Origin of the sequence: Bacteroides sp. Marseille-P3684, assembly GCF_900291465.1 — a bacterium.
Classification (GTDB): Bacteria; Bacteroidota; Bacteroidia; order Bacteroidales; family Bacteroidaceae; genus Phocaeicola_A.
This window is the reverse complement of record NZ_LT985808.1, coordinates 1-24,208: the sequence shown is the minus strand read 5'-3', so window position 1 is coordinate 24,208 and position 24,208 is coordinate 1. Positions and strand designations below refer to the sequence as shown.

The window sequence follows — 24,208 nt, the reverse complement described above, 5'->3', positions numbered from 1 at the left end:
TTTAAACTCTTTACATTATAATCAAACAAGTATGGCTTTCAGAAAAGAAACAAAGATAAAGAGTAACTTTACTAAAATCTCCATCGGTTTGGCTTCTCCCGAAGAAATCCTTGAGAATTCGAGCGGCGAGGTGCTGAAACCTGAAACCATTAACTACCGTACTTACAAACCGGAACGCGACGGTCTGTTCTGCGAACGTATCTTCGGTCCGGTGAAAGACTATGAATGCCATTGCGGAAAGTACAAGCGTATCCGTTACAAGGGCATTGTCTGCGACCGTTGTGGTGTGGAAGTGACCGAGAAGAAAGTACGTCGTGAGCGTATGGGACACATCCAGCTCGTCGTTCCGGTGGCACATATCTGGTATTTCCGCTCATTGCCCAACAAGATTGGCTACCTGCTCGGATTGCCGACCAAAAAGCTTGATTCCATTATCTACTACGAACGTTACGTTGTCATTCAGCCGGGTGTGAAGGCTGAAGACGGCATCAACAAATATGACCTCCTCTCTGAAGAGGAATATCTGGACATTCTGGATACCCTTCCCCGGGAGAACCAGATGCTCGAAGACACTGACCCCAACAAGTTCATTGCTAAAATGGGTGCGGAAGCCATCTATGACCTGCTGGCTTCGCTGGACCTGGATGCACTGTCCTATGAGTTGCGCGACCGTGCCAACAGTGATTCTTCCCAACAGCGCAAGACGGAAGCCTTGAAACGTCTGCAGGTGGTTGAGTCGTTCCGTGCATCGCGTGGACGCAACAAGCCGGAGTGGATGATTATCCGCATCGTGCCGGTCATCCCGCCTGAATTGCGCCCCTTGGTTCCGTTGGATGGCGGACGTTTCGCCACTTCCGACTTGAACGACCTCTACCGTCGTGTCATCATCCGTAACAACCGTCTGAAACGTCTGATTGAGATTAAGGCACCTGAAGTCATTCTGCGTAACGAGAAGCGTATGCTCCAGGAGGCTGTGGACTCTCTGTTTGACAACTCCCGTAAGTCGAGTGCGGTGAAGACGGATGCCAACCGTCCGTTGAAATCACTCTCCGACAGCTTGAAGGGTAAGCAGGGACGTTTCCGTCAGAACCTGTTGGGTAAGCGTGTCGACTACTCCGCACGTTCGGTTATTGTCGTTGGTCCGGAGTTGAAGATGGGCGAGTGCGGTATTCCCAAGCTGATGGCTGCCGAACTCTACAAACCGTTCATCATCCGTAAGCTGATCGAGCGCGGTATCGTGAAGACCGTGAAGTCTGCCAAGAAGATTGTAGACCGCAAGGAACCGATTATCTGGGACATCCTGGAATATGTGATGAAGGGTCACCCGGTATTGCTCAACCGTGCGCCGACATTGCACCGTCTGGGTATCCAGGCATTCCAGCCGAAGATGATTGAAGGCAAGGCTATCCAGCTGCACCCGTTGGCATGTACGGCGTTCAACGCCGACTTCGACGGTGACCAGATGGCGGTCCACTTGCCGCTGAGCAACGAGGCTATCCTGGAAGCACAGATGCTGATGCTCCAGTCGCACAACATCCTCAACCCTGCCAACGGTGCGCCTATTACTGTGCCTGCACAGGATATGGTGCTTGGTCTGTACTACATCACCAAGCTGCGTAAGGGTGCCAAGGGCGAAGGCCTGATTTTCTATGGTCCGGAAGAAGCCTTGATTGCTTACAACGAGGGCAAGGTCGATATCCATGCTCCGGTGAAAGTCATCGTAGAAGACCTGGACGAGAATGGCAACATTGTCAAAGTGATGCGTGAGACTTCGGTCGGTCGTGTCATCTTCAATGAGATTGTTCCTGTTGAAGCCGGATTCATCAATACCATCATTTCGAAGAAATCTTTGCGCGACATCATCAGCGACGTAATCAAGCGCGTCGGTGTGGCACGTGCAGCCGACTTCCTGGATGGTATCAAGAACCTGGGTTACTACATGGCATTCAAGGGAGGTCTGTCGTTCAACTTGGGCGATATCATCATCCCAAAGGAGAAGGAAGAACTGGTAAAACGAGGAAACGAGGAGGTGGAGCAAATCATGATGAACTACAACATGGGTTTCATCACCGACAACGAACGTTACAACCAGGTCATCGATACATGGACACACGTCAACAACGACTTGTCGAACATCCTGATGAAGACCATTTCTGCCGACGACCAGGGATTCAACTCCGTATTCATGATGTTGGATTCCGGAGCCCGTGGTTCTAAAGAGCAGATTCGTCAGTTGTCCGGTATGCGTGGTTTGATGGCCAAGCCGCAGAAGGCCGGTGCAGAAGGTGCACAGATCATCGAGAACCCGATTCTTTCGAACTTTAAGGAAGGTTTGTCCGTGTTGGAGTACTTCATCTCTACCCACGGTGCCCGTAAGGGTTTGGCGGATACTGCATTGAAGACTGCCGATGCCGGATACCTGACTCGTCGTCTGGTCGATGTGTCGCACGACGTGATTATCAATGAAGAAGACTGTGGAACACTCCGTGGCTTGGTATGTACCGCGTTGAAGAACAACGATGAGGTCATCGCTACCCTGTATGAACGCATCCTCGGACGTGTTTCCGTTCACGATATTATCCACCCGACTACGGGTGAACTCATTGTGGCAGCCGGTGAAGAAATCACCGAAGAGATTGCCCAGAAGATTGAAGACTCCCCGATTGAGAGCGTTGAAATCCGCTCGGTATTGACCTGTGAGTCCAAGAAGGGTGTGTGTGCGAAGTGCTACGGACGTAACCTCGCCACCAGCCGGATGGTACACAAGGGAGAGGCTGTCGGTGTCATCGCTGCACAGTCCATCGGTGAGCCGGGTACACAGTTGACGCTGCGTACGTTCCACGCCGGTGGTATCGCCGGTAACTTGGCTGCCAATGCCAGCATTGTGGCAAAACATGACGCCCGTCTGGAGTTTGAGGAGCTGCGTACGGTGGATACCGTAGAAGAGACTGGTGAACCGGTGAAGATTGTCGTAGGCCGTCTGGCTGAAGTACGCTTCATCGACCCGAATACCAACATTGTACTCTCGACCCACAACGTGCCTTACGGCTCGAAGCTTTATGCCAACGACGGCGAAGTGGTAGAGAAAGGCAAGTTGATTGCCAAGTGGGATCCGTTCAACGCCGTAATCATCACCGAAGCTGCCGGTAAGATTGAGTTCGAATCGGTTATCGAAGGTGTGACTTACAAGGTGGAGTCGGACGAAGCTACCGGTCTGCGTGAAATCATCATCACCGAGTCGAAAGACAAGACCAAGGTGCCTTCCGTACGTATCATGTCTGAAGAAGGTTCGCTCATCCGTACGTACAACTTGCCGGTGGGCGGTCACGTGGTAGTCGAGAACGGCCAGACCGTGAAGCCGGGTGACATCCTTGTGAAGATTCCGCGTGCCGTAGGTAAGGCAGGCGATATCACCGGTGGTCTTCCCCGTGTTACCGAGTTGTTCGAAGCACGTAACCCGTCGAACCCCGCCGTGGTTTCCGAAATTGACGGTGAGGTGACCATGGGTAAGGTGAAACGTGGTAACCGTGAAATCATCGTGACCTCGAAGGTCGGTGATGTCCGCAAGTACCTCGTGCCGTTGTCCAAGCAGATCCTTGTTCAGGAGAACGACTATGTGCGTGCCGGTACGCCTTTGTCCGATGGTGCCATCACGCCGTCTGACATCCTTGCCATCAAGGGTCCCACGGCAGTACAGGAGTACATCGTCAATGAGGTACAGGACGTATACCGTCTGCAAGGTGTGAAGATCAACGACAAGCACTTCGAAATCATCGTGCGTCAGATGATGCGCAAGGTGGAAATCAACGAGCCGGGTGATACCCGCTTCCTGGAACAACAGATTGTCGACAAGTTCGAATTCATGGAGGAGAACGACCGCATCTGGGGCAAGAAAGTCGTTACCGATGCGGGTGACTCAGAGACACTCGTTCCGGGCCAGATTGTCACAGCACGCAAGCTGCGCGATGAGAACAGTATGCTGAAGCGTCGTGACCTCCGTCTCGTGCAAGTGCGCGACGCTGTGCCTGCTACCTCGACGCAGATTCTGCAAGGTATCACACGTGCCGCATTGCAGACTTCGAGCTTCATGTCAGCCGCTTCCTTCCAGGAGACGACCAAGGTGCTCAACGAAGCTGCCATTAACGGTAAGGTGGATAAGCTGGAAGGTATGAAGGAGAACGTTATCTGCGGTCACCTGATTCCTGCCGGTACGGGCTTGCGCGAGTATGACAAAATCATCGTAGGCTCGAAAGAGGAATACGACCGTATCCTTGCCAACCGCAAGAATGTGCTTGACTACAGCGAAGTGGAGTAACTCCTCACACCGCATACCGAGTTTGTGAAAACTCACGATTTACAGTAATATATTTGAAGACAGAAAGGCTGTCCCGTTCGTTCGGGGCAGCCTTTTTTTAATCTGAATAGGCCATCGAACCGCTCAAAGTTCTTAATGACCGATTGGGGATTATCCGAAGAGCTCACGTAGTTCTTGGTTGGAAAGTTTGCCTATCCAGTTCTCACCGGAGGTTACAGTCCATTCGGCGAGATGCCGTTTCTCCTGAATCATCCGGCTTATTTTTTCCTCAAAAGTATTTCGGGTTATCAAGCGATGTACCTGTACATTCTTATGTTGCCCAATGCGGTAGGCACGGTCTGTAGCTTGTGCCTCTACAGCCGGGTTCCACCACAAATCATAATGGATGACGTGAGTGGCAGCTGTCAGATTTAGGCCAGTCCCTGCCGCTTTGAGTGAAAGGATGAATACCTGTTCGGTGCGGTCGTTTTGGAAACGAGTCACCATCGAGTTGCGTTGTTTGATGGTGCAACCGCCGTGATAGAACATCGGGGCTTGTCCCAAGCGCTCTTGTATGAAAGTCGACAACAGATCTCCCATTTCTTTGAATTGGGTGAAGATGAGCACCTTCTCATGACTCTCCACAATACTCTGTACCCAATCGAGGAGCCACATCGTCTTGCCTGAAAGTTCTGCCTTTCTGTTGTCATCTTTTAAGAACTGAGTGGGGTGGTTACAAATCTGCTTCAGGGCCATAATCATTTGGAGGATCAATCCCTGTCGTTTGAACATTGCCTGGGTGTCTTCTCCCTCCTTGATGTCTTCTATGCCTTTCATGGCCTCTTCCAAGGTCTGTTGGTAGAGTGCTGCCTGGCCGGGTGTCAGTAGGATATATTCATCATGTTCTATCTTGTCAGGCAAGTCGCTGATGATGGATTTGTCGGTTTTCAACCGTCGCATGATGAAGGGAGCCGTCACTTTCTTGAATCGTTCACAGACCTGCTGATCACCATGGCACTGGATGGGCTGTGCATATTGTGAACTAAATTGTTTCTCTGTCCCCAGATAGCCATGATTTACAAAGTCCATCAGTGTCCAAAATTCCGATAACCGATTCTCGACGGGTGTGCCACTCATGGCAATGTAGGTAGTTGCAGGAATGCTGCGTACTGCCTTGCTTTGGGCTGCCGTGTGATTCTTGATGTTTTGCGCTTCGTCAATGACCATGATTTCCCATCGCTCTTTCTTTATGAGGGCGGAATCCGAGCGTAGCACGCCATAGGATGTCAATAGGATATCAGCAGTGAATGTGTCAACAGAACGTTTTCCTCCGTGATACATCATGACCGACAATGAAGGAGCGAAACGCTTGATTTCCTGTTGCCAGTTGGTGAGCAATCCAGTAGGAGCCACTACCAGGGCCTTTTTCTGTACAAGTGCACCTTCCTGCTTTAATTTCAACAGCAATGTGATTACTTGCAAGGTCTTCCCCAATCCCATGTCATCAGCTATTATGGAGCCAAAGCCCAGTTGGAGGTTGCGGTACATCCACTCGTATCCTCGCTGTTGGTAAGGGCGAAGTGTTGCATGCAGATTGTCCGGAAGGGCTATTTCGCGCTGTTCCCTTAATCCTTGAATCAGCTGTTTCACTTCAGGGGTCAGTAAGACGGGTGCGGAATCATACTCGCCCGACAGAGCTACCTGTAGCATCTGTGCGGTGGACAGCGGTTTGCTTTCGTTGACTGTCTTCCGGATACGTGCCAAATCATTGGCATCGACATAGATGTATTGCTTTTTATAGCGGATAAGGCCTGAAGCATTGCCTAACAACTTCTCAAACTCTGAAGGCGGCAGGCAATCATCACCCAAGGCTATCTGCCAGTGGAAAGTCAGCAGGTCATCCAATCGGATAAATGCTCGGCTGTCCGTAGCGCGTTTTGACAACTGCACCGACACTTTGGGCCGTATCAGATGCTTCATGGATTGGGGAAGGAGGACTTTAGCCTGTAAGAGCTGTATGAAGGGGACTGTTTCAAAAAGGAAAGGAACGATATCCTGCATGGAGAGAAATACAGGTTCTGTCGCCCCTTCATTCATGTAAGCCGTAAGCTTGGGAATCTTCTTGGTCAAGACGGATAAATCTTTCAGAATCTCATAGCGGCTGGTTTCGTACTGTTTGTCTGACAGTATAACGGATAGCGGGATTGGCAAGGACTGTTGAGAGGAAGTATCCGTTACCTGGATGGACAAAGCAAATCCGTGTGAGGTCTCATCGACTTGGAGAAGCGGGCGGAAACGTTGATTCCCCATGAAAAGGCAATCTGTCCATGCTTTTATACCACCAGGAATGTTCTTCTCTCCGATTTGTGAGAATGATACAGGTCCTGTCCCGAAGAACAGGTTGCTGACTGGATGAATCAAAGTGGTGGGAGCAGCCCATGTCTGCACTTGTTTCAAGAAGAACGATGTCAGCCACTGTTCAGGATGTTCCACTGGCAGGGCTTGGTCGCCTTCTTGATACTCAACTAGACCTGCAGGCAGTACGCGGTCAAGCTCGGTCGAGCATCGGGAGACATATTCGTTCAGTGGCGTAGGTAGCCAGCGGACGACATAGCTCTGTTCCCGCAGGCTTACTATTTGGGGAACCACGGCTCCCATAGTCCACAGTCCCAGTGCCCACTGGGCTACCTGATAGAGTAGCTCCACTTCGGGTTGATAGCGACCCAGGTCATCAGGATTCAGGCTCAGCAGCGAGGCAAACAGTGTAGAGAAAGATATGGTTCGGGACTCATCCATAGCATTGTCTGACAACTGGGCGGAGGGCTGGTCGTGGTCATTGAAACGAACTTGTAACTTTGTGGATGGGTATATCGTTTCCTGTTGGTAAGCTTCGGGAGGTAGTGCCTGAACTCCGTACCTCTGGAGTTTTGCTGCTAACCGGCTGCACCGTTCCGTGCCCTTCTGGTAAATGGACAGGAAATCTCCAGCGTCATAAAATGCAGGGGACGGTTGCAATAGTTTGCATTGCAATTTTCCCATCGGAGGGAGGTTGGACATATCTGGCGTGAATCTTTCGGGCACTGAAGTCCTTTCTCTCTCTTTATCCGGATGCACCAATGTGTGCCATTCCACGGGAGACAGGAGCTCTTTCGTATCCAGACGAATGCCTCTGTCTCGTATCTCTTGTAGTAAATCGACCCCATGCAATTCGAAGATCAGGAAAGGATTGTTATCGATTTCCTGGCTCACCTTATAGATGGCTGCAGCAATGTGCTTGCACGGCACAGCCCAGTCCGGACAGCTACAACTCATTTTAAGGTCATTCCACGTCCGGGGAAACAGATTGAGATGAATCGATTGAGCTATCTGCAACAATGCTGGGTCCAGCTCACGATTCAACAGGCGTGAAAGGATCATGGGTTGGGAAAGTATCTTGTTAATCAGTTGTTTCACTTTCGTAGGAGAACAAGGAGGAAGGGATAGGAGGACCTTGTATTTGCGTGTTCCTTGGACAGTCGCTTTGATTTCTCCTTTATTTTTATTGATTGCAAGCTTTGTTACAGCTCCTTTGCGTGCATACGAAGCCCCGCGTGGAATACGGTTGGCGTAGTCGATGTGCGTCAATGCACCCAGCCACTGTTCTCCCCACCAGGTTTTTCCAAAATTTCGTGCCATGGGTTCTTATTTTAGGTCTTATGGTTTTTATCAATATTCTTCGTCTCTCAGCCTGTTATTGATGGTTAGGTAGTAGGTCATTCCATCGATTGTGTCAAAAAAGGTAAAGCTCCTGCCAATAAAAAACGCCGAGTAGTTAATGAATATCTACTCGGCGTTTTTATGAAGTGCGCTTGATAGGACTCGAACCTACACGTCGTAAGACACCAGATCCTAAGTCTGGCGCGGCTACCAATTACGCCACAAGCGCAGGAAGGCATATTACCTTATTTAGCGGTGCAAAGATAAACGGATTTTTCTTTATCACAAAGCCTTTTCATTCAAAATGCGGCGTGCGGTCTCGATTATCGTGTCTTTGCCGCGCCGCATGTCATCGGCACTCATGTCCACCTGCACATCCGGATCGATGCCGAACTCCAGGTGGTTCATCTGCGGGTCGTACATGGGGCTGGCAGAGAAACGGATGGACCACCCGTTGGGAAGTTCCGAGGAGAAGGGGAGACCGGAGCCTCCTCCCGTGCGGTCGCCCACGATGGTGATGTTCTCCAGTTGCTTCATGGTGTTGACAAAGTCGTTGGTGGCGCTGTAGGAGCTTCTGTTTGTCAGCACACAGACGGGCTTCTGCCAGCGCACGCTGCCCGATGGCTCCAGGTAGACCGGATAAGGTTCGGAGAAGTCGCTGTGCCCCGGACCGGTCTTGTGGCAGATGTAGCCGGTCAATACCTTCTTGTTGGTAAAGCGGGCGGCAATGCGGTCGGCGTTGGTCAGCTGTCCGCCGGAGTTGTTGCGTACGTCGATGATGAGCCCCTTGCAGATGGCGAGCTCCTGCAACATGTCGCTCAGGTTGCCGTTGCCCACGGCATCGCTGAAGCTCTCGTAGTAGATGTAGCCGATGTTGTCGTCGAGCACCTTGTACTTCAGTCCCGAGGCGATGTGGTAGTCCTTGCCGAGGTAAATGCGCTGAATGCTGTCGCTGAAGTTCTTCGGGTAGTCCTCGTACCAGTCCCAGTAACGTGCCACATCGAAGCCCGTGTAGAGATTGACGTGTCCGTCGCGCAGTTCGGCAAGCATCCGGTCGAACACATTGAACAGGTCCTTGTCCGTCATGTTGTCGACGATATCGCGGCTGTAACGTTCGTGCACTTCGTCCCAGTCAAGCCCGTACTCCTGTGCCTTGTAGTCCAGGAAGCAGTACTGCTCGTCGATGGTGTGCCACAATGCCTCGAAGTTGCCCCGTGGGCTGTCGTTGTACGTTTCGGCGTCAATACACGAGAACAGTCCGAGAGTCAGCAGATAGAATAAGGTATGAAAAAGTCCATGTGAATGTTTCATGTTGCAGGAGGATTAGAACGGCAGTTGCTTGCGCAACGGGTCTTTGTGTTTGATGAGATAGAAGTTCTTCACGAAGCCCACCATGAAGGCGTGGGAGTATGTGTGGCAGCGGATGTTGTTCACCTTCGACTGCTGGTAGTCGCCCAGATAGCCCACGCGGAGGGTCGTCCCTCCAACCGGGATGTCGAGGGTGAGCAGCTGACGCATCGACGGCTGGTTATGCAGGGAGGTGAACCGTACCACCTTGTCGTGGTTGCCCAGGGTGAAGATTTCGTAGTACGACTGTTGGTAACCCGGGGAGAACATCGCCCCTATGAAGGGGACGTTCACCTGGTAACGTACGGAGAAGGGTCGTTGTCCGATGCGGAACTTGTAGAACGCCATCGCCGAGGCAGTGAGGTTGATGTATGCCTTGGCCTGTGCCGGGTTGTTGGAGTTGCGCGTGTTGTAGATGAAGCCCAGGTTTCCGTCGCCCAGTCCGCCCACGAGGATACGCAGGTTCCCGTTTATCGGGAAGTGGTAGTGCAGTCCGTAGGTCCAGTTCACCATCCCGGCGAACTCGCTGCCGGAGCCGGACCGATTCTCGGTGTAGGCGAGGTTGCTCTGCACCATGCTTTGGGTGGAGACACGTCCGCCGAACAGCTTGGTCATGCGCATGCGTTCGTGCAGGAAGCGTCCTTCGATGCCCGCATATTCGGCGGGGGACAGGTAGGTGTCCAGTATCTGTGTGTAACCGACGCCCACCAGCGTGGAGCGTGTCACGAAGTGGTTGATGGGGAGGCTGTTGTTCTCTTGACTCAGCGCGGAGACCGCCCAGGTGAAGAGGATGGCGAGGAGCAGGATACTACGTCTCATGGCTAGAACAGTTTCATTTGACCGGTGATTTCGTCGATGATGTCGCTGTCACTCTTGTGTGCGTCGGGGTCCTCGTTCACAGGCTCGGGCTCTTCCTTCTTTTCCGGTTCAGGCTTGGGCTCGGGCTTGCGTGTCGGCTCCAGCTCATTGACGGCGGCGACCTGGTAGGAGGTCACCCGCTTGCCTTTTGCACGGAAGCCTTTCTGGGCGACGAACTCTTCCGCCTCGATGTCGAGCGGTTCGCGGAAGCTGTCTTCGCCCCCGAAGACCACCTGCAGGTGCGGATAACACTCGTCGGTGAGGAGTACCTGTTCGTTGCGCTTGTTGTCGCCCATGTAGTTCAGGTGACGTGCCGTGCTCTCGAAGACGAAGCGTTTCAGGTAGAGGTGTCCCTTCTGGGAGTGGTCGAAGAGGGCGAGCGTCCACACCTTCGTCGGGTCGAACTTCTCGAGGAAGCTCAGGTTACGCTCGAAGTGGTTGTTCTCGTCGAAGTCCGTCGTGTAGAAGTCGCCGTTCTTGAGCACCACGAGAATCTGGTCGTCGTTCTGGAACTCTCCCAGGTACTTGCCGCGTCCGTCGTAGTTCAGGCGTTGCACGTCGGTGTCGAACCACACCTTCCGTCCGCCCAACGTCGAACCGCCACGCTGCTTCAGCGCAATCTTGTGAATCTCGTTCCGCGTCAGCAGATTGCCGCGGGCACCACGCGCACGGATGGGGACCTCGGCGAAGTCGCGTTCGAAGGTGATGCGTCGCAGGCGGGGGACAGGCTTCAGCGTGACCTTGATGACCTCTGCCTCCCCGTTCGGGTTGACCGTGAAGTAAACCACTTTCGAGTCCGGTTTGCCGTAGGTGCAGTCATATTCGCGGTCGCGTATGATGCCGGTGATGAAGAAGCGCTTGATCATGTAGTCGCCTTGGGCACCGTCCCGGTAGACCACGTTGTAGATGGTGCGCTTGTCGTTCTTCTTGAAGATATCGATGTGTATGAGGTCCGTCCCCACGAACATCTTGTCGGGGACGCGGACAATCTTGTACTTGCCCGTGCTGTAGAAGAGGATGACGTCGTCGATGTCCGAGCAGTTCGCCACGAACTCATCCTTCTTCAGACTCGTGCCTATGAAGCCCTCGTCGCGGTTGATGTACAGCTTCTCGTTCGCCTCCACCACCTTGGTAGCCTCGATGGTGTCGAAGCTGCGTATTTCGGTGAGGCGGGGATGGTCCTTGCCGTACTTCTGCTTGAGCATCCGGAACCAGCGCGAGGTGACCTCGACCATGTTGCCCAGTTCCTTGTCTATTTCGGCTATCTCCTCGTTCATGCGTGCGATGGCCTCGTCCGCCTTGTCGCTGTTGAACTTGAGGATGCGTCCCATCTTTATTTCCATCAGGCGGAGGATGTCGTCCTTTGTCACTTCGCGGATGAACTGCGGGTAGAAGGGAGTCAGACGCTTGTCGATGTGTGCGCAGGCGGCATCCATGTCCTCCGCCTGTTCGAACGGACGGTCCTTGTAGATGCGCTCCTCGATGAATATCTTCTCGAGGGAGGCGAAGTGCAGGCTTTCCTGCAGCTCTCCCTTGCGTATCTCCAGTTCGCGCCGCAGCAGGTTGAGGGTGTTGTCCACCGACTTGCGCAGCACGTCGCTCACGCTGAGGAAGTGGGGCTTCTTGTCGTCGATGACGCAGCAGTTGGGCGAGATGTTCACCTCGCAGTCAGTGCAGGCATAGAGCGCGTCGAGCGTCTTGTCCGACGACACGCCCGGTGCCAGGTGGACAAGTATCTCGGCATGTGCCGCCGTGTTGTCCTCCACCTTCCGTATCTTGATTTTGCCCTTCTCCACTGCCTTGAGGATGGAGTCTATCAGGGTCGAAGTGGTCTTGCCATAGGGAATCTCCGTGATGACGAGCGTCTTGTTGTCCAGCTTGTTGATTTTCGCACGGACTTTCACGCTGCCGCCCCGTTCGCCGTCGTTGTACCGCGACACGTCGATGGAACCGCCCGTCTGGAAGTCCGGATAGAGGTGGAACGGCTGGCCGTGCAGGTAGGCGATGGCGGCGTCGCACAGCTCATTGAAGTTGTGGGGCAGTATCTTCGACGAGAGTCCCACGGCGATACCTTCCACACCCTGCGCCAGCAGCAACGGGAACTTCACCGGGAGCGTGATGGGCTCGCGGTTGCGTCCGTCGTAGGACAGCTTCCATTCCGTCGTCTTCGGGTTGAACACCACGTCGAGGGCGAACTTCGACAGGCGTGCCTCTATGTAACGCGGAGCCGCTGCATCGTCGCCCGTGAGGATGTTTCCCCAGTTTCCCTGATGGTCGATAAGGAGCTCCTTCTGACCCAGCTGCACCAGGGCGTCGCCGATGGAGGCGTCGCCGTGCGGGTGGAACTGCATCGTATGTCCCACGATGTTTGCCACCTTGTTGTAGCGTCCGTCGTCGAGCCGCTTCATGGAGTGGAGGATACGGCGCTGCACGGGCTTCAGTCCGTCGTTCACGTGCGGCACGGCACGTTCCAGAATCACGTAGGAGGCATAGTCCAGAAACCAGTTCTGGTACATGCCGCTCAGTTGGTGGCGCACGTTGTCATCGCGTGTGTCGGCAGGCCGATAGTCCGAATGTTCGTTGGTTGGTGTCTCTGTGTCTTGGATGTTATCGCTCATAGCTGTTGTTCCACTGTTCATGTATATTGCGCAAAAATAGTCAATTTGTCGCGGAATCCCTTGCTTTTTCGTCCGTCTTTTCGGGAAAATGAAGGAATATTAGCATCCCGACGGGCGCAGGGCATGTCGGGAAGAAAGCGGCAGACGGGGTGACGGGACGCCTCTTCCGTTGGAGAAAGAAGCGGACACCGCATCGGGAGGGCTTACAGGTAAATCGAGAGCGAGAGGTAGGCACCGTGCAGGACACGCGCCTTGGGGTAGAACGTGTCGAACCGCACCCCTTCGTAGGAGAGGTCCCGCCGCATGGCGTAGGGGTCGAGGGTGGAGAGCTGGTAGCCGACGGAGAGGGTCAGTCCGTCGTCGATGCCGGAGGAGACGCCCACGCGCAGCTCGAAGGCATGGATGCGCCCCTTGTGGCTGCTGATGTGGTCATAGTCGGTCGGGATGCCCGGTACCCTGTCGTAGCGTGTGATGTCTACCCGTTCGTAGGGGATGTTCAGCAGCAGTCCGGCTTCTCCGGTGAGATGGAAGTTCGTGAAGTGTGTCCGCAGGAGGGGCGGGGACACGAGGAAGACCGACGGACGGAGGTAGAGGTTGGTGGGGGACTCAGGGTCGTCGGTGACTGTCCACCCTTTGCCGCGTGGGGTACCTTCCATGTGCAACGCTCCCCAGAAACCGACGGAACCGCCGACACCGACGTAGGGCAGCGCCATCCAGTGATAACCCACTCCGACCTGCCAGAGGTCTGCTGTCAGGATGTTGCCTGTCAGGTCGATGCGGTGGTGTGGTATGTCATCTTCGTTCCCGGTGGTGGCACGGACGGGGAGGAGGGGGAGTCCCAACACTGCGAGGGCGAGGAGGGGGCGAGAAAGGCTCTGCGTGAGAGCCTGAAGCACACAACGTTTCATATTCTTTTTTGGGCGTAAAAATAAGTGGTGGCAAGTGATTGTGCAAGGGTGACCCCGGCCGATAAGATTTTTTAATCCAATCACCCCCGATTGTCATTCTGTCAAAACGTCAAACGAACCGTCCGTGAAGGGCCTTCGTTGCGGCAAAATACGAGTTGGTGACCGGGAAGGGGCTTCTCGGGCGATTCGTGAAATGCACATGGACGGTTTTTCCGACTGTTCCCTTCCCTTTTGCCGTATTCTTCTCCGTATTTATTCCCTTCCGTCGGTCTTTTCATACGGAAGGACGCAATTTCACACATCGGAAATCGTGCCCCTTCGGTCGCTAAAAAATGGGGACAGGTGCCTGTTTTCGTACGGACGAACGACTACGAGCGTGCGGACACGTCGGTACGGTGGTGCGGACGCGTCCGTACGAAGCCAGTCACAGGTGCTTTTGACCGTAAAAAGGGGGGAGGCGGATGCTCTTTTCATGTTAGAAAGGATGTATTTGTGTAAACTTACGTTTATTTAGGCACGTTCTGACGGGCCTTTCTTAAAATATTTAACGCGCGATTTTCCAGAAGGGACGAATTTGCGGATTTGTGCGTTAGCTAAAAACGGCAAATCGGGAAAATGTGATGTTAAAACCGGGAAAACGGTGTCATTGTGACAATAGGGAAATACCCACGGTGTAGGGGCGACCGGTCTGGTCGCCCGGTCCAACATATTCAATTAACAATTGATAATTGACAATGGACAATTATCGCCTTGCAGTCACATTCCCCACGCCGCAAGGTAATTGTCAATTGTCCATTGTCAATTGTCAATTGTGTTATGTCGCCCCTACATTCATGGTCGGGTGGAAACAACCTCATGCCGAAAGGCAATTGTTCCTAGTCCATTGTCCCTTGTCAATTGCTTCATTCTCTCTTCCGGTATGTTTTCGCGGCGACGAGGCAGAACAGGAGAGCGAAGGCGGCGAGGGCGGCGTATTGCTGCCACAGGTCGGCGATGCCGGCGCCCTTCAGGTAGACCGCACGCATGATTTCGATGAAGTAGCGTGGGGGAATGGCGTAGGTGAGGACCTGTGCCCAACGGGGCATGGAGGCGATGGGGGTGAACAGACCGCCCATCAGCTGGAAGATGACGATGAAAGCGAACATGACGAAGATGCTTTGCAGAAGGGTCGACGAACGGTTGGCGATGCTCACGCCAAGCCCCGACATGACGAGGGTGAACAGGATGGCGGCAAGGTAGATGTACGCGATGTGCCCCGCAGGGACGAGTCCGTAGACCAGCCAGCCGACGAGCATCCCGACCGTGACGACGAGCAGGCCGATCGCCCAGAACGGGATGAGCTTGGAGAGGACGAAGGTGAACCGCCCCACGGGGGTGACGTTCATCGCCTCGATGGTCCCGCTCTCCTTCTCGCTCACGAGGTTCAGCGCGGGCAGGAAGCCGCAGATGAGGATGAGCAGCACCACCATGAGAGCGGGTATCATGTAGTTGCGGAAGTTGAGCGTCGGGTTGTAGCGGTTGAGGACGCTGGCGGTCGCAGCTTCGGGGAGAGCCGTCCCTTCTTCCGCCGACCACCGTGTGAGCGTCTGCAGGAGCGAACGGGATGCGTACTGGGCGCCGAGGATGCCCTTGGTGGCATTGACCCCGTTGGCACTCAGGTCGAGGTGGGGAGACTTGCCCCCGCTGAGGTCGCGGAAGTAGCCGGAGGGGATGGTCAGCACGACGTCCGCGTCGCCTCGCTCGATGTGGCGGAGTGCCTCGTCGTAGGTGTCGCAGACTGCCGTCACGGTGAGGGATGCCGAGGCGTCCATGTCCGCCACCAGGCGGCGTGACAGGAGGCTGTGGTCACGGTCGACCACCGCCACGCCGACGTCCTTCACGTCGAGGTCCGCCACCAGGGGGATGACGAGCATGACGAGCAGCGGCATGGCCACGATGAGGCGGGGGATGAGCGGGTTGCGCAGCATCAGTGTGAGTTCCTTCTTGAGGAGGATGCGTAGGATTCGAGTCTGCATGGGCGGGTCATTTTCGTAGGTTGAACTTCTTGGCAGCCAGCGTCAGGACGACGAGCGTCATGAGGGCGAGGACGGCGGTCTGGGGCAGTATGTGGCGGACGGGCAGCTGCTGGATCATCAGTACGCGCAGGGCGGAGATGTACCAGCGTGCCGGGATGAGGCAGGACACGCCCTGCAGCGCCACCGGCATGTTCTCGACGGGGAAAATCATGCCCGAGAGCATGATGACAGGCACCATGAACAGCATGCCCGACACGAGGAGTGCCGCCACCTGGGTCGAGACGAGCGTGGAGACGAGCATCCCCAGTCCGAGGGCGAGGATGATGTAGAGGAGGCTCAGCCAGACGACGTGCAGTGCGCTCGGTGAGAACGGAAGCCCGAGGACGGTGTAGCTCAGGGTGAGCATCAGTCCGAGGAGCAGGCACGAGAGCAGGAAGTAGGGGACGAGCTTGCCCAGGATGATGGTCCGCGGACGGACGGGCGACACGAGCAGCAGGTCCATGGTGCTCGACTCCCGCTCGCTGACGATGGACACGGAGGTCATCATGGAGCAGATGAGGATGAATATCATCCCCATGATGCCGGGTACGAACTGGTAGGCGCTCTTGAGCTGCGGATTGTAGAGCGTATGGAGGACGATGGGCGAGGAGGACTCGCCGGATGCGACGCTCTCGATGTAGGCGGTGGCGGTCTGCGCCAGGTTGGTGTTCGAGGCGTCGGTGATGACCTGATGGGTGAGCTGTCCGCCGTCGGTGCGGAGGACGAGGACGGCGTCCGCCTTCCCCTGCCGCAGCAGGTCGTCCGCCTCGTGTGGGGCGACGATGCCTTCGAGCGTGAAACAGGGGTTGGAGCGGAAGCGTTCGAGCAGGCGGTGGGTCTCGTCGGTGTGCTGACCGACGACGGCGAGGAGCCGGACGCCGTTGACTTCGGTCGAGATGGCGAAGCCGAAGAGCAGCAGCAGGACGACGGGCATGACGAGCACGACGGTGACCGTGCGCGGGTCGCGCAGGAGGTGGAGCACCTCTTTCCGGATGAGTGAGCGGAAGATGGACATGGCTTGGCTGTTTGGTTGTTGGCAATCGGTGAACGGGGACGGGCTTACGTGCGACGGGCATCCTGTGCCACGATGCGGAACACCTCGTCCATGGTCGCGGCGCGGAACTGCTGCTTGAGCCCGGCAGGACTGTCGAGCGCCCGGATGCGTCCGTCGACCATGATGGACACGCGGTGGCAGTACTCCGCCTCGTCGAGGTAGTGGGTCGTCACGAAGAGGGTCATACCCTCGGACGAAGCCCGGTAAATCATCTCCCAGAACTTCCGGCGGGTGGCAGGGTCGACTCCGCCCGTCGGCTCGTCGAGGAAGACGATGTCCGGGGTGTGCAGGGTGGCGGCGGTGAAGGCGAGCCGCTGCTTCCAGCCGAGGGGCAGGTCTCTGACGGGGCGGTCGCGGACGCCGTCCATGCCCAGGGCGCGGCAGGCTTCGTCGGCCTTCCGTCGGATGTCGGATGCCGGCATGCCGTAGATGGTGGCGAAGAGGGTGAGGTTCTCGCGGACGGTGAGCTGCCCGTAGAGTGAGAACTTCTGGCTCATGTAGCCGATGTGCCGCTTGATGTCCTCCGGTTGGCGGACGATGTCGAACCCGGCGACCGTGCCGCTGCCCGACGTGGGGCGGCTGAGTCCGCAGAGCATGCGCATGGCGGTGGTCTTGCCGGCTCCGTTGGCGCCCAGGAAGCCGAAGATTTCCCCCTTCCGGACGTCGAGGCTGAGGTCGTCGACGGCGGTGAAGTCGCCAAACCGCTTCGTGAGGTGGCGGACGGAGATGACGTTTTCGCTAGTCTTCATGTTGTGCAAGTTTGATGAACAGGTCTTCGATGGTGGCTTCCACCGGACGGATGCGGACGTCCGCCAGTCCCTGCCGGCGGAGGGCGGTCTCCGTCCCGTCCGGGTCGAACCCTTCGTCGGCGACCACGTGGAGTGTCGCCCCGAAGGTGTAGCAGTCCTTCACGTCCGGCATGCCGCGCAGGGCAAGCAGGAGTGGGTACATCTCCCCGGCGGAAGCGGCGTAGAGCGGGTCCCCGAGCCGGGCGGTGAGGCGCGTGGGCGTGTCGATGCCGAGGATGCGTCCCCGGTGGAGCAGGGCAATCCGGTCGCAACGCGCTGCCTCGTCCATGTAGGAGGTCGAGACGAGGATGGTGATGCCCTTCTCCCTCAGGGTGGCGAGCATCCCCCAGAACTCGCTGCGCGACACGGCGTCCACCCCGGTGGTGGGCTCGTCGAGCAGCAGGATGCGCGGACGGTGGATGAGGGCGCAGCTCAGTGCCAGCTTCTGCTTCATGCCGCCGGACAAGGCTCCTGCCCTGCGGTTGGGGAAGCGGGCGAGCTGGCTGAATATCGGGGCAATGAGGTCGAAGTGGTCCCTGACCTTCACGCCGAAGAGCGAGGCGAAGAAGTGCAGGTTCTCGTCGACGGTCAGGTCGGGGTAGAGTGAGAAGCGTTCGGGCATGTAGCCGATGAGCGTGCGCAGCTGTCTGAACTCACGGGCTACGTCCAGTCCGGCGACGGTCGCCGTACCCCGGTCGGGGGTGAGCAGGGTGGCAAGGATGCGGTAGAGGGTGGTCTTCCCGGCTCCGTCGGGTCCGATGAGCCCGAAGATGCTCCCCTCGGGGACGGAGAAGGTCACCTCGCGGAGGGCGGTGGTCCGTCCGTAGTCCTTGGTGAGTCCGCGGATGTCGATGAGGCTGTTCATAGGCGCACTTCCCCGTATTGTCCGAGCTTCAGCCGTCCGTCGTTCTTCACGGCTACCTTGACGGCATACACCAGGTTCGCCCGGGAGTCGCGGGTCTGGATGGCCTTGGGCGTGAACTCGCTCTCCTGCGCAATCCAGGTGACACGTCCCGGGTATTCGTACTGTTCGTCCCCGCCGAAGTCCGCGATGACGGTCACCTCCTGTCCCAACCTGAGGTGGGCGAGCTGGGCGGCGGTGAAGTAGCAGCGGAAGTAGACCTTGTCGAGGTCCGCCATCTTGAACAGCGGACGCCCCGGCGTGGCATATTCCCCCGCTTCGGCATACTTGAGCAGGACTGTCCCCGTGAGCGGGGCGGTGATGCGGCTCTTCCGCAGCTGTTCCTCGACCTCCTCCCGTTCATACTGCAAGGCGGACGCATTCTCGCTGATGGAGCTGCGGTTCTTGCCGAGGGTGGAGAGGAGGGCATCGAGCTGTCCGCGCAGGACGTTCAGCCGGGCGCGTGCATCGTCCGCCTGTTTCCCGGTCGCCGCTCCGTCCGCCAGCAGCCGTCCGATGCGGGCGCACTCCTCCTGCTGGTGTGCAATCTGTGCACGCAGGGCTGCCGCCTGTGCGGCGATGTCGGGCGAGGTCTGTTCGGCGGCCCGTTGCCGGCTTTGCAGCTGTTTCCGCCGGAGGGCGAGCTGAGTGGTGTCGACGATGCCGACGGATTGTCCCATGGTGAGGCTGTCGCCCTCGTCGAGGTCGAGGCGGAGAATCTTCCCCGCCGTCTCGGCGGAGACGGTCACGGTGTTGGCTTCGAAGATGCCCGTGGCATCATAGTCCCGGTCGTTCCCGCAGGCACCCGCCAGGCAGGCGACAGCAAGGAGAAAGGCAGTCTGTTTCATTGGTTCACGGTGTGTTTAAGTTGGTAAATGTGTTGCAGCAGCTGGATGCGGTGGTAGGACGCGTCGAGCCGTGCCCGGTTCTCGTCGGTCAGCTTGCCCAGCAGGTCGGTGGTGTCGATGACCCCGTTCGTCAGTTGTGACTCGGCAGCCCGCCGCACGTTGGTGCGCAGTTCGACGATGCGGCTGTCGTCCTCCATGACCCTCTTCAGCTCGTCGATGCGGTCGAGCTGTTCCCGCACCTCCAGCCGGTTGTTGAAGAGGAAGGCATCCCGCTCGGCAGCGATGTCGGCGGACGAGAGGCGCAGCCGTTGCCGGGCGTTCCGCTTCGTGTAGAGCGCCCCGATGTTCCAGGAGACTCTTACGCCTGCCAGCAGGTTGAGCGAGAGGTCGTGCTGCATCATGCTCTCGAAGTAGTTGAATCCCGGATAGCCGTAGTACGCCTGGGCGAACAGTCCGACACGGGGCATGACGCCCGCCGTGACGTCCGCCTGCCGCGCCTCGTTGGTGAGCAACCGTGCGTCGAACAGCTTCAGCTCGGGGCGTGCCGGCGTCAGGTCCGTGGGAAGCTCCGCGTCCGGGAGCGCCAGCGTCCGTCCCTCCAGCGGCTCCCCGACGAAGAGTCCGAGCAGTCTGCGGAAGGTTGCCGCCGTGCTCTCCGCCTGCGTCAGCTGTTGCCGGGAGACGAGACATTGCGCTTCCATCCTGTCGACGTCACACTGCATGGCGGTGCCGTTGCGGTGCATCACCCTCAGCCGCTCCAGGTTGCTCCGGAGCAGCGACAGGGTGGCTTCCGTCTGACGCACCTGTTCCTCCACGAGCAGGATGCCGAAGAAGAGGTCCTCCACCCGTTGCCGGACGGCATGGAGCTGCACGTCCACCGACGTCCGCCGCTCCGCCTCGCGTGCCCGTTCGACGTTCCGTTGCGACCGGGACGCCCCGCCGTCCCACACGGTCTGGCTGAGGTCCGCGCCGACCTTGTACTGCCAGTTGTCCAGTCCCTCCAGGTTCATCCCGTTCTGTCGGAGCATCCCTGCGAGCGCGTCCGGGAAGGAAGGCGTCTCGTTCTGCACGGTGCCCTGTCCGTAGACCGACAGCTGCGGCAGCCAGCCCTTGCGGATGTCCGAGAGGTTGACCGCGGTCGTCCGTTCCAGGATGTCGTACTTGCGGATGAGCGGGTAGTTCGCCTGCGCCCGTCCGACACATTCCTCCAGGGTCAGCTCCTGCGCCGCGAGGTGTATGGCGGTGCAGCACATCAGTGCCAGGAGCCAGTAATGTCTGAGCGTATTCATTCGATTCCCAGTTTAGTCAGTATGGTCCGTACATTCTCCTCCCTGCGCATCCGGAAAAATTCCTCCCTGCTCCCGAAGAGACCTCCCAGCGCCCCCTGCAGGATTGGGGTGGCGATGAACAGGAATACATTGAGAGACACGATGTCGACGAGCAGCATCCGTGCGTCCACCCGTCGGCAAAGTCCCTGTGCCGCACAACGGTCGATTTCCGTCTGCAAGTTGTGCAGCACCCGGGTGGCAGTCGGCTGCAGCTCCCCCGTCATCAGTTTGATACGTTCCGGACGGCTGTAGATTTCGTTCACGATGAAGCGCGGCAGGTCCGGGTTTGCCGTGAGGAAGTCGAAGTGCCGCTCCACCCCCTGCCGTATCTTGTCAGGCAGGGGCAGGTCGCTCTCCTCGATGGCGCTCAGCATGATTTCGCTCAGCAGTCCCATCTTCTCGGTGACAATCCGTTCGAAAAGCTTGTCCTTCGTACGGAAATAGTAGTGAAGCATGGCGTGCGTGACGCCGGCGGCCTCGGCGATGGATGTGGTCCTCGCTCCTCCGTAGCCCTTTTCCAGGAACTCCCTCTCGGCAGCCTTAAGGATTTTGGTCTCAGTGTCTTCCGTGTGTCTGTCTGTTGTCTGCATGGTGCTGTCAGATTGGTTTAACTGAAGTGACTAACAATGTTGTTAATGCAAATGTATCGCTTTTCTCCAACCGGCAAAAGGACGTCCGCCTGAAAATCAGCCGGCATTGCCCTTTTTAGGGAATTTTAATATCGGACGGACCGGGAGGCATGCCGGTGGAGGGAACTCCGTCCTCCTATACCTTATTATATATAGCATTCCGCCGCCCCTTGGGCAGCGGTGCAAGCAGGAGCCGGAAGTCGTTTCGCAGTTGTCATCCGGTACGGTCCCGATGTGTGAGATTGTAACGAAAAGCCCTTATTTACTGCCATTCTAGTGTGAAAGAATAATAAGACTGGCAAGGAGATACGGACGGATACGAAAAAAATCATTTACTTTGCACTTCCTTCCATACGAAGGGGCGGCAAGTCCGGACCTTATGTAGAGGCCAGCTTGCCCACCGAGCATACGGGCAAAGAAAAAGATTTAAATACAATGGCACAACAAGAAGATGTATTCAAGAAGATCGTGTCGCACTGCAAGGAGTACGGTTTCGTATTTCCGTCAAGCGACATCTATGACGGTCTGGGCGCAGTGTACGACTACGGTCAGATGGGTGTAGAGTTGAAAAACAACATCAAGCAATATTGGTGGCAGAGCATGGTGCTGCTCCACGAGAACATTGTGGGCATCGACTCGGCCATCTTCATGCATCCTACCATCTGGAAGGCCTCGGGTCACGTGGATGCCTTCAACGACCCGTTGATAGACAACCGCGACTCGAAGAAGCGCTACCGGGCGGATGTCCTGATTGAAGACCAAATAGCCAAATACGACGAGAAGATAAACAAGGAAGTGGCAAAGGCAGCCAAGCGTTTCGGTGACGCCTTTGACGAGGCTCAGTTCCGCAGCACCAACGCACGCGTGCTCGAACACCAGGCAAAGCGCGACGCCTTGCACGAACGCTATTCGAAGGCAATGAACGCCAACGACCTGAACGAGTTGCGCCAGATTATCCTCGATGAGGAAATCGTCTGCCCCATCTCCGGTACCAAGAACTGGACCGAGGTGCGTCAGTTCAACCTGATGTTCGCCACCGAAATGGGCTCGACGGCTGACGGTGCCATGAAAGTGTACCTCCGCCCCGAGACGGCGCAGGGCATCTTCGTGAACTTCCTCAATGTGCAGAAGACCGGCCGCATGAAAGTGCCCTTCGGCATTGCCCAGATCGGCAAGGCCTTCCGTAACGAGATTGTGGCACGTCAGTTCATCTTCCGCATGCGCGAGTTCGAGCAGATGGAGATGCAGTTCTTCGTTCGCCCCGGCACCGAGCTGGAGTGGTTCAAGAAGTGGAAGGAGACCCGTCTGAAATGGCACGAGGCACTGGGCTTCGGCGAAGACCACTACCGTTACCACGACCACGAGAAGCTGGCCCACTACGCCAATGCCGCTACGGACATCGAGTTCAAGATGCCCTTCGGCTTCAAGGAGGTGGAGGGTATCCATTCGCGTACCAACTTCGACCTGTCCCAGCATGAGAAGTACAGCGGCAAGAGCATCAAGTACTTCGACCCCGAGCTGAACGAGTCCTATACCCCGTACGTCATCGAGACTTCCATCGGTGTAGACCGCATGTTCCTGAGTGTGATGTGTGCTTCCTACAAGGAAGAGGCCCTGGAGAACGGTGAGACCCGCGTCGTGCTGAAACTGCCTGCCGCACTCGCTCCCGTGAAGTTGGCGGTGCTCCCCCTGGTGAAGAAAGACGGTCTGCCTGAGAAGGCGCGCGAAATCATCAGCGACCTGCGCTTCCACTTCAACTGCCAGTACGACGAGAAGGACTCCATCGGCAAGCGTTACCGCCGTCAGGATGCCATCGGTACCCCCTATTGCATCACCGTCGACCATCAGACGCTGGAAGACAACTGCGTGACGCTGCGTGACCGCGACACGATGCAGCAGGAGCGTGTGCCCATTGCAGAGCTGAACGGCATCATCGCCGACAAGGTAAGTATAACCAGTCTGTTGAAGACACTGATTTAAGGATGAATCTATGAAGAAAAGTTTGTTTCTGCTGATTGGGCTGCTGTTGTTGAGTATGGGAGCATTGACATCCTGCGATGAGACCAAGGAGGCTGACCCGTACGCCGACTGGAAAGTGCGCAACGAACATTTTCTGGACTCCATTGCCGATGTGGCGCATGCCCATGAGGCTTCGGGAGAATGGAAGATCTTCCGCTCCTATTTGCAGGATTATACTTCGGGCACCGGCTCCACGGGCGTCAATGTTCCCGTGGCGGAAGGTGAGGTGGATGACTATATCTACGTGAAGGTATTACAGGACGCCCGGAAACTTGCCGATGCGGCCTTGGGGGCGTCTGACTGCCGCTCCGTGCTGTATACCGACTCGGTGTACGTGCACTACAAGGGTACCCTTATCAATGGCGAGCGTTTCGACGGAACGTTCACTTCCGACTTGGACTATGAGATTACCACTCCCTCCACGTTCGCCGTAAGTGGACTGGTCACCGGTTTTACCACAGCCTTGCAGGAGATGTACGAAGGCGACCGTCGCCTGTCCGACTGGCAATACAAGGGCGACCGTTGGTTGGTCTATATTCCCGCAGCCTTGGGGTATGGCACCACCGACCGCGACAACATCCCCGCCCACTCGGTGCTTGTGTTTGACATCGCCCTGTGCGGTATCTGGAGTGCAGGGGAGGAAAAGCCGGTGTGGATGAATTGACTTTTCTGAGTATATAGATAGCGTACTGATCGCATTTGACGTCCCGGTTGTTGGAACAGAACAGCCGGGACGTCATTTTAGTACGCTCGGCATGAGTGTTGTCTAACGGGTGCAAGTCCCGAGTAAGCCCTAATAGCGGGAATTACATAGCCCCAGGCAAGGGTGTTCATCGCGAGGTGAAATCTGAAGGAAGCCGTCGGCA

Annotated in this window: 15 protein-coding genes and 1 tRNA gene; 3 read left to right on the top strand and 13 right to left on the bottom strand. The window is 56.5% G+C overall.

All coding sequences use genetic code 11. From position 1 onward, the window contains the following. Window positions 1-31 precede the first annotated feature (31 nt). Entirely contained in the window at window positions 32-4,315 is a 4,284-nt protein-coding gene (gene rpoC / locus C8275_RS00080) for a DNA-directed RNA polymerase subunit beta' (RefSeq protein WP_022383536.1), read from the top strand. A gap of 150 nt (window positions 4,316-4,465) precedes the next feature. Here rpoC and C8275_RS00075 read toward each other — a convergent pair whose 3' ends face one another. The 13 genes from C8275_RS00075 to C8275_RS00015 all read right to left on the bottom strand — a co-directional run bounded on the left by C8275_RS00075 (window position 4,466) and on the right by C8275_RS00015 (window position 21,284). Then, window positions 4,466-7,969, bottom strand: a complete 3,504-nt coding sequence (locus C8275_RS00075; RefSeq protein WP_106483621.1) for an SNF2-related protein — start codon at window positions 7,967-7,969, stop codon at window positions 4,466-4,468. 168 nt (window positions 7,970-8,137) lie between these two features. Then, window positions 8,138-8,219: transfer RNA gene (locus tag C8275_RS00070), tRNA-Leu, on the bottom strand. A 53-nt stretch (window positions 8,220-8,272) separates the two neighbouring features. Further along, a complete protein-coding gene (locus C8275_RS00065) occupies window positions 8,273-9,301 on the bottom strand; it encodes a S41 family peptidase (RefSeq protein WP_106483620.1) in 1,029 nt (342 codons plus the stop codon). Between the two features lie 12 nt (window positions 9,302-9,313). Beyond that, entirely contained in the window at window positions 9,314-10,156 is an 843-nt protein-coding gene (locus tag C8275_RS00060; RefSeq protein ID WP_106483619.1) for a DUF3316 domain-containing protein, read from the bottom strand. 2 nt (window positions 10,157-10,158) lie between these two features. Beyond that, the gene (locus C8275_RS00055; RefSeq protein ID WP_106483618.1) at window positions 10,159-12,813 is read right to left on the bottom strand and encodes a DNA gyrase/topoisomerase IV subunit A; all 2,655 of its coding nucleotides are present in this window, start codon (window positions 12,811-12,813) and stop codon (window positions 10,159-10,161) included. Window positions 12,814-13,016: 203 nt separating this feature from the next. Beyond that, the gene (locus C8275_RS00050) at window positions 13,017-13,721 is read right to left on the bottom strand and encodes a hypothetical protein (RefSeq protein WP_106483617.1); all 705 of its coding nucleotides are present in this window, start codon (window positions 13,719-13,721) and stop codon (window positions 13,017-13,019) included. Between the two features lie 902 nt (window positions 13,722-14,623). Further along, a complete protein-coding gene (locus C8275_RS00045) occupies window positions 14,624-15,736 on the bottom strand; it encodes an ABC transporter permease (RefSeq protein WP_234395668.1) in 1,113 nt (370 codons plus the stop codon). 7 nt (window positions 15,737-15,743) lie between these two features. Then, window positions 15,744-16,790 (bottom strand): ABC transporter permease, encoded by a 1,047-nt coding sequence (locus tag C8275_RS00040; RefSeq protein WP_106483616.1) that lies wholly within the window; start codon window positions 16,788-16,790, stop codon window positions 15,744-15,746. A 44-nt stretch (window positions 16,791-16,834) separates the two neighbouring features. Continuing rightward, window positions 16,835-17,578 carry an ABC transporter ATP-binding protein gene (locus tag C8275_RS00035; protein WP_106483615.1) on the bottom strand — a complete coding sequence of 248 codons (744 nt, stop codon included), beginning with the start codon at window positions 17,576-17,578 and terminating at the stop codon, window positions 16,835-16,837. After that, the gene (locus C8275_RS00030; protein ID WP_106483614.1) at window positions 17,568-18,482 is read right to left on the bottom strand and encodes an ABC transporter ATP-binding protein; all 915 of its coding nucleotides are present in this window, start codon (window positions 18,480-18,482) and stop codon (window positions 17,568-17,570) included. The genes C8275_RS00035 and C8275_RS00030 overlap by 11 nt, the downstream gene beginning before the upstream one ends. Further along, window positions 18,479-19,366: an HlyD family secretion protein gene (locus tag C8275_RS00025; protein WP_106483613.1), complete on the bottom strand. Its 888-nt coding sequence runs from the start codon at window positions 19,364-19,366 to the stop codon at window positions 18,479-18,481. The genes C8275_RS00030 and C8275_RS00025 overlap by 4 nt, the downstream gene beginning before the upstream one ends. Beyond that, on the bottom strand, window positions 19,363-20,655 hold the full coding sequence (locus C8275_RS00020) for a TolC family protein (RefSeq protein ID WP_106483612.1): 1,293 nt from the start codon (window positions 20,653-20,655) through the stop codon (window positions 19,363-19,365). The genes C8275_RS00025 and C8275_RS00020 overlap by 4 nt, the downstream gene beginning before the upstream one ends. After that, on the bottom strand, window positions 20,652-21,284 hold the full coding sequence (locus tag C8275_RS00015) for a TetR/AcrR family transcriptional regulator (RefSeq protein ID WP_106483611.1): 633 nt from the start codon (window positions 21,282-21,284) through the stop codon (window positions 20,652-20,654). Before C8275_RS00015 ends, C8275_RS00020 begins: the two co-directional genes overlap by 4 nt. A gap of 474 nt (window positions 21,285-21,758) precedes the next feature. On the opposite strand from C8275_RS00015, the gene C8275_RS00010 reads away from it, so the two are divergent. Together C8275_RS00010 and C8275_RS00005 are read left to right on the top strand one after the other, a co-directional pair. Further along, window positions 21,759-23,303, top strand: coding sequence for a glycine--tRNA ligase (locus C8275_RS00010; RefSeq protein ID WP_022383832.1), 1,545 nt, complete (start codon window positions 21,759-21,761; stop codon window positions 23,301-23,303). Between the two features lie 10 nt (window positions 23,304-23,313). After that, window positions 23,314-24,006, top strand: coding sequence for an FKBP-type peptidyl-prolyl cis-trans isomerase (locus C8275_RS00005; RefSeq protein ID WP_106483610.1), 693 nt, complete (start codon window positions 23,314-23,316; stop codon window positions 24,004-24,006). Window positions 24,007-24,208: the final 202 nt, after the last annotated feature.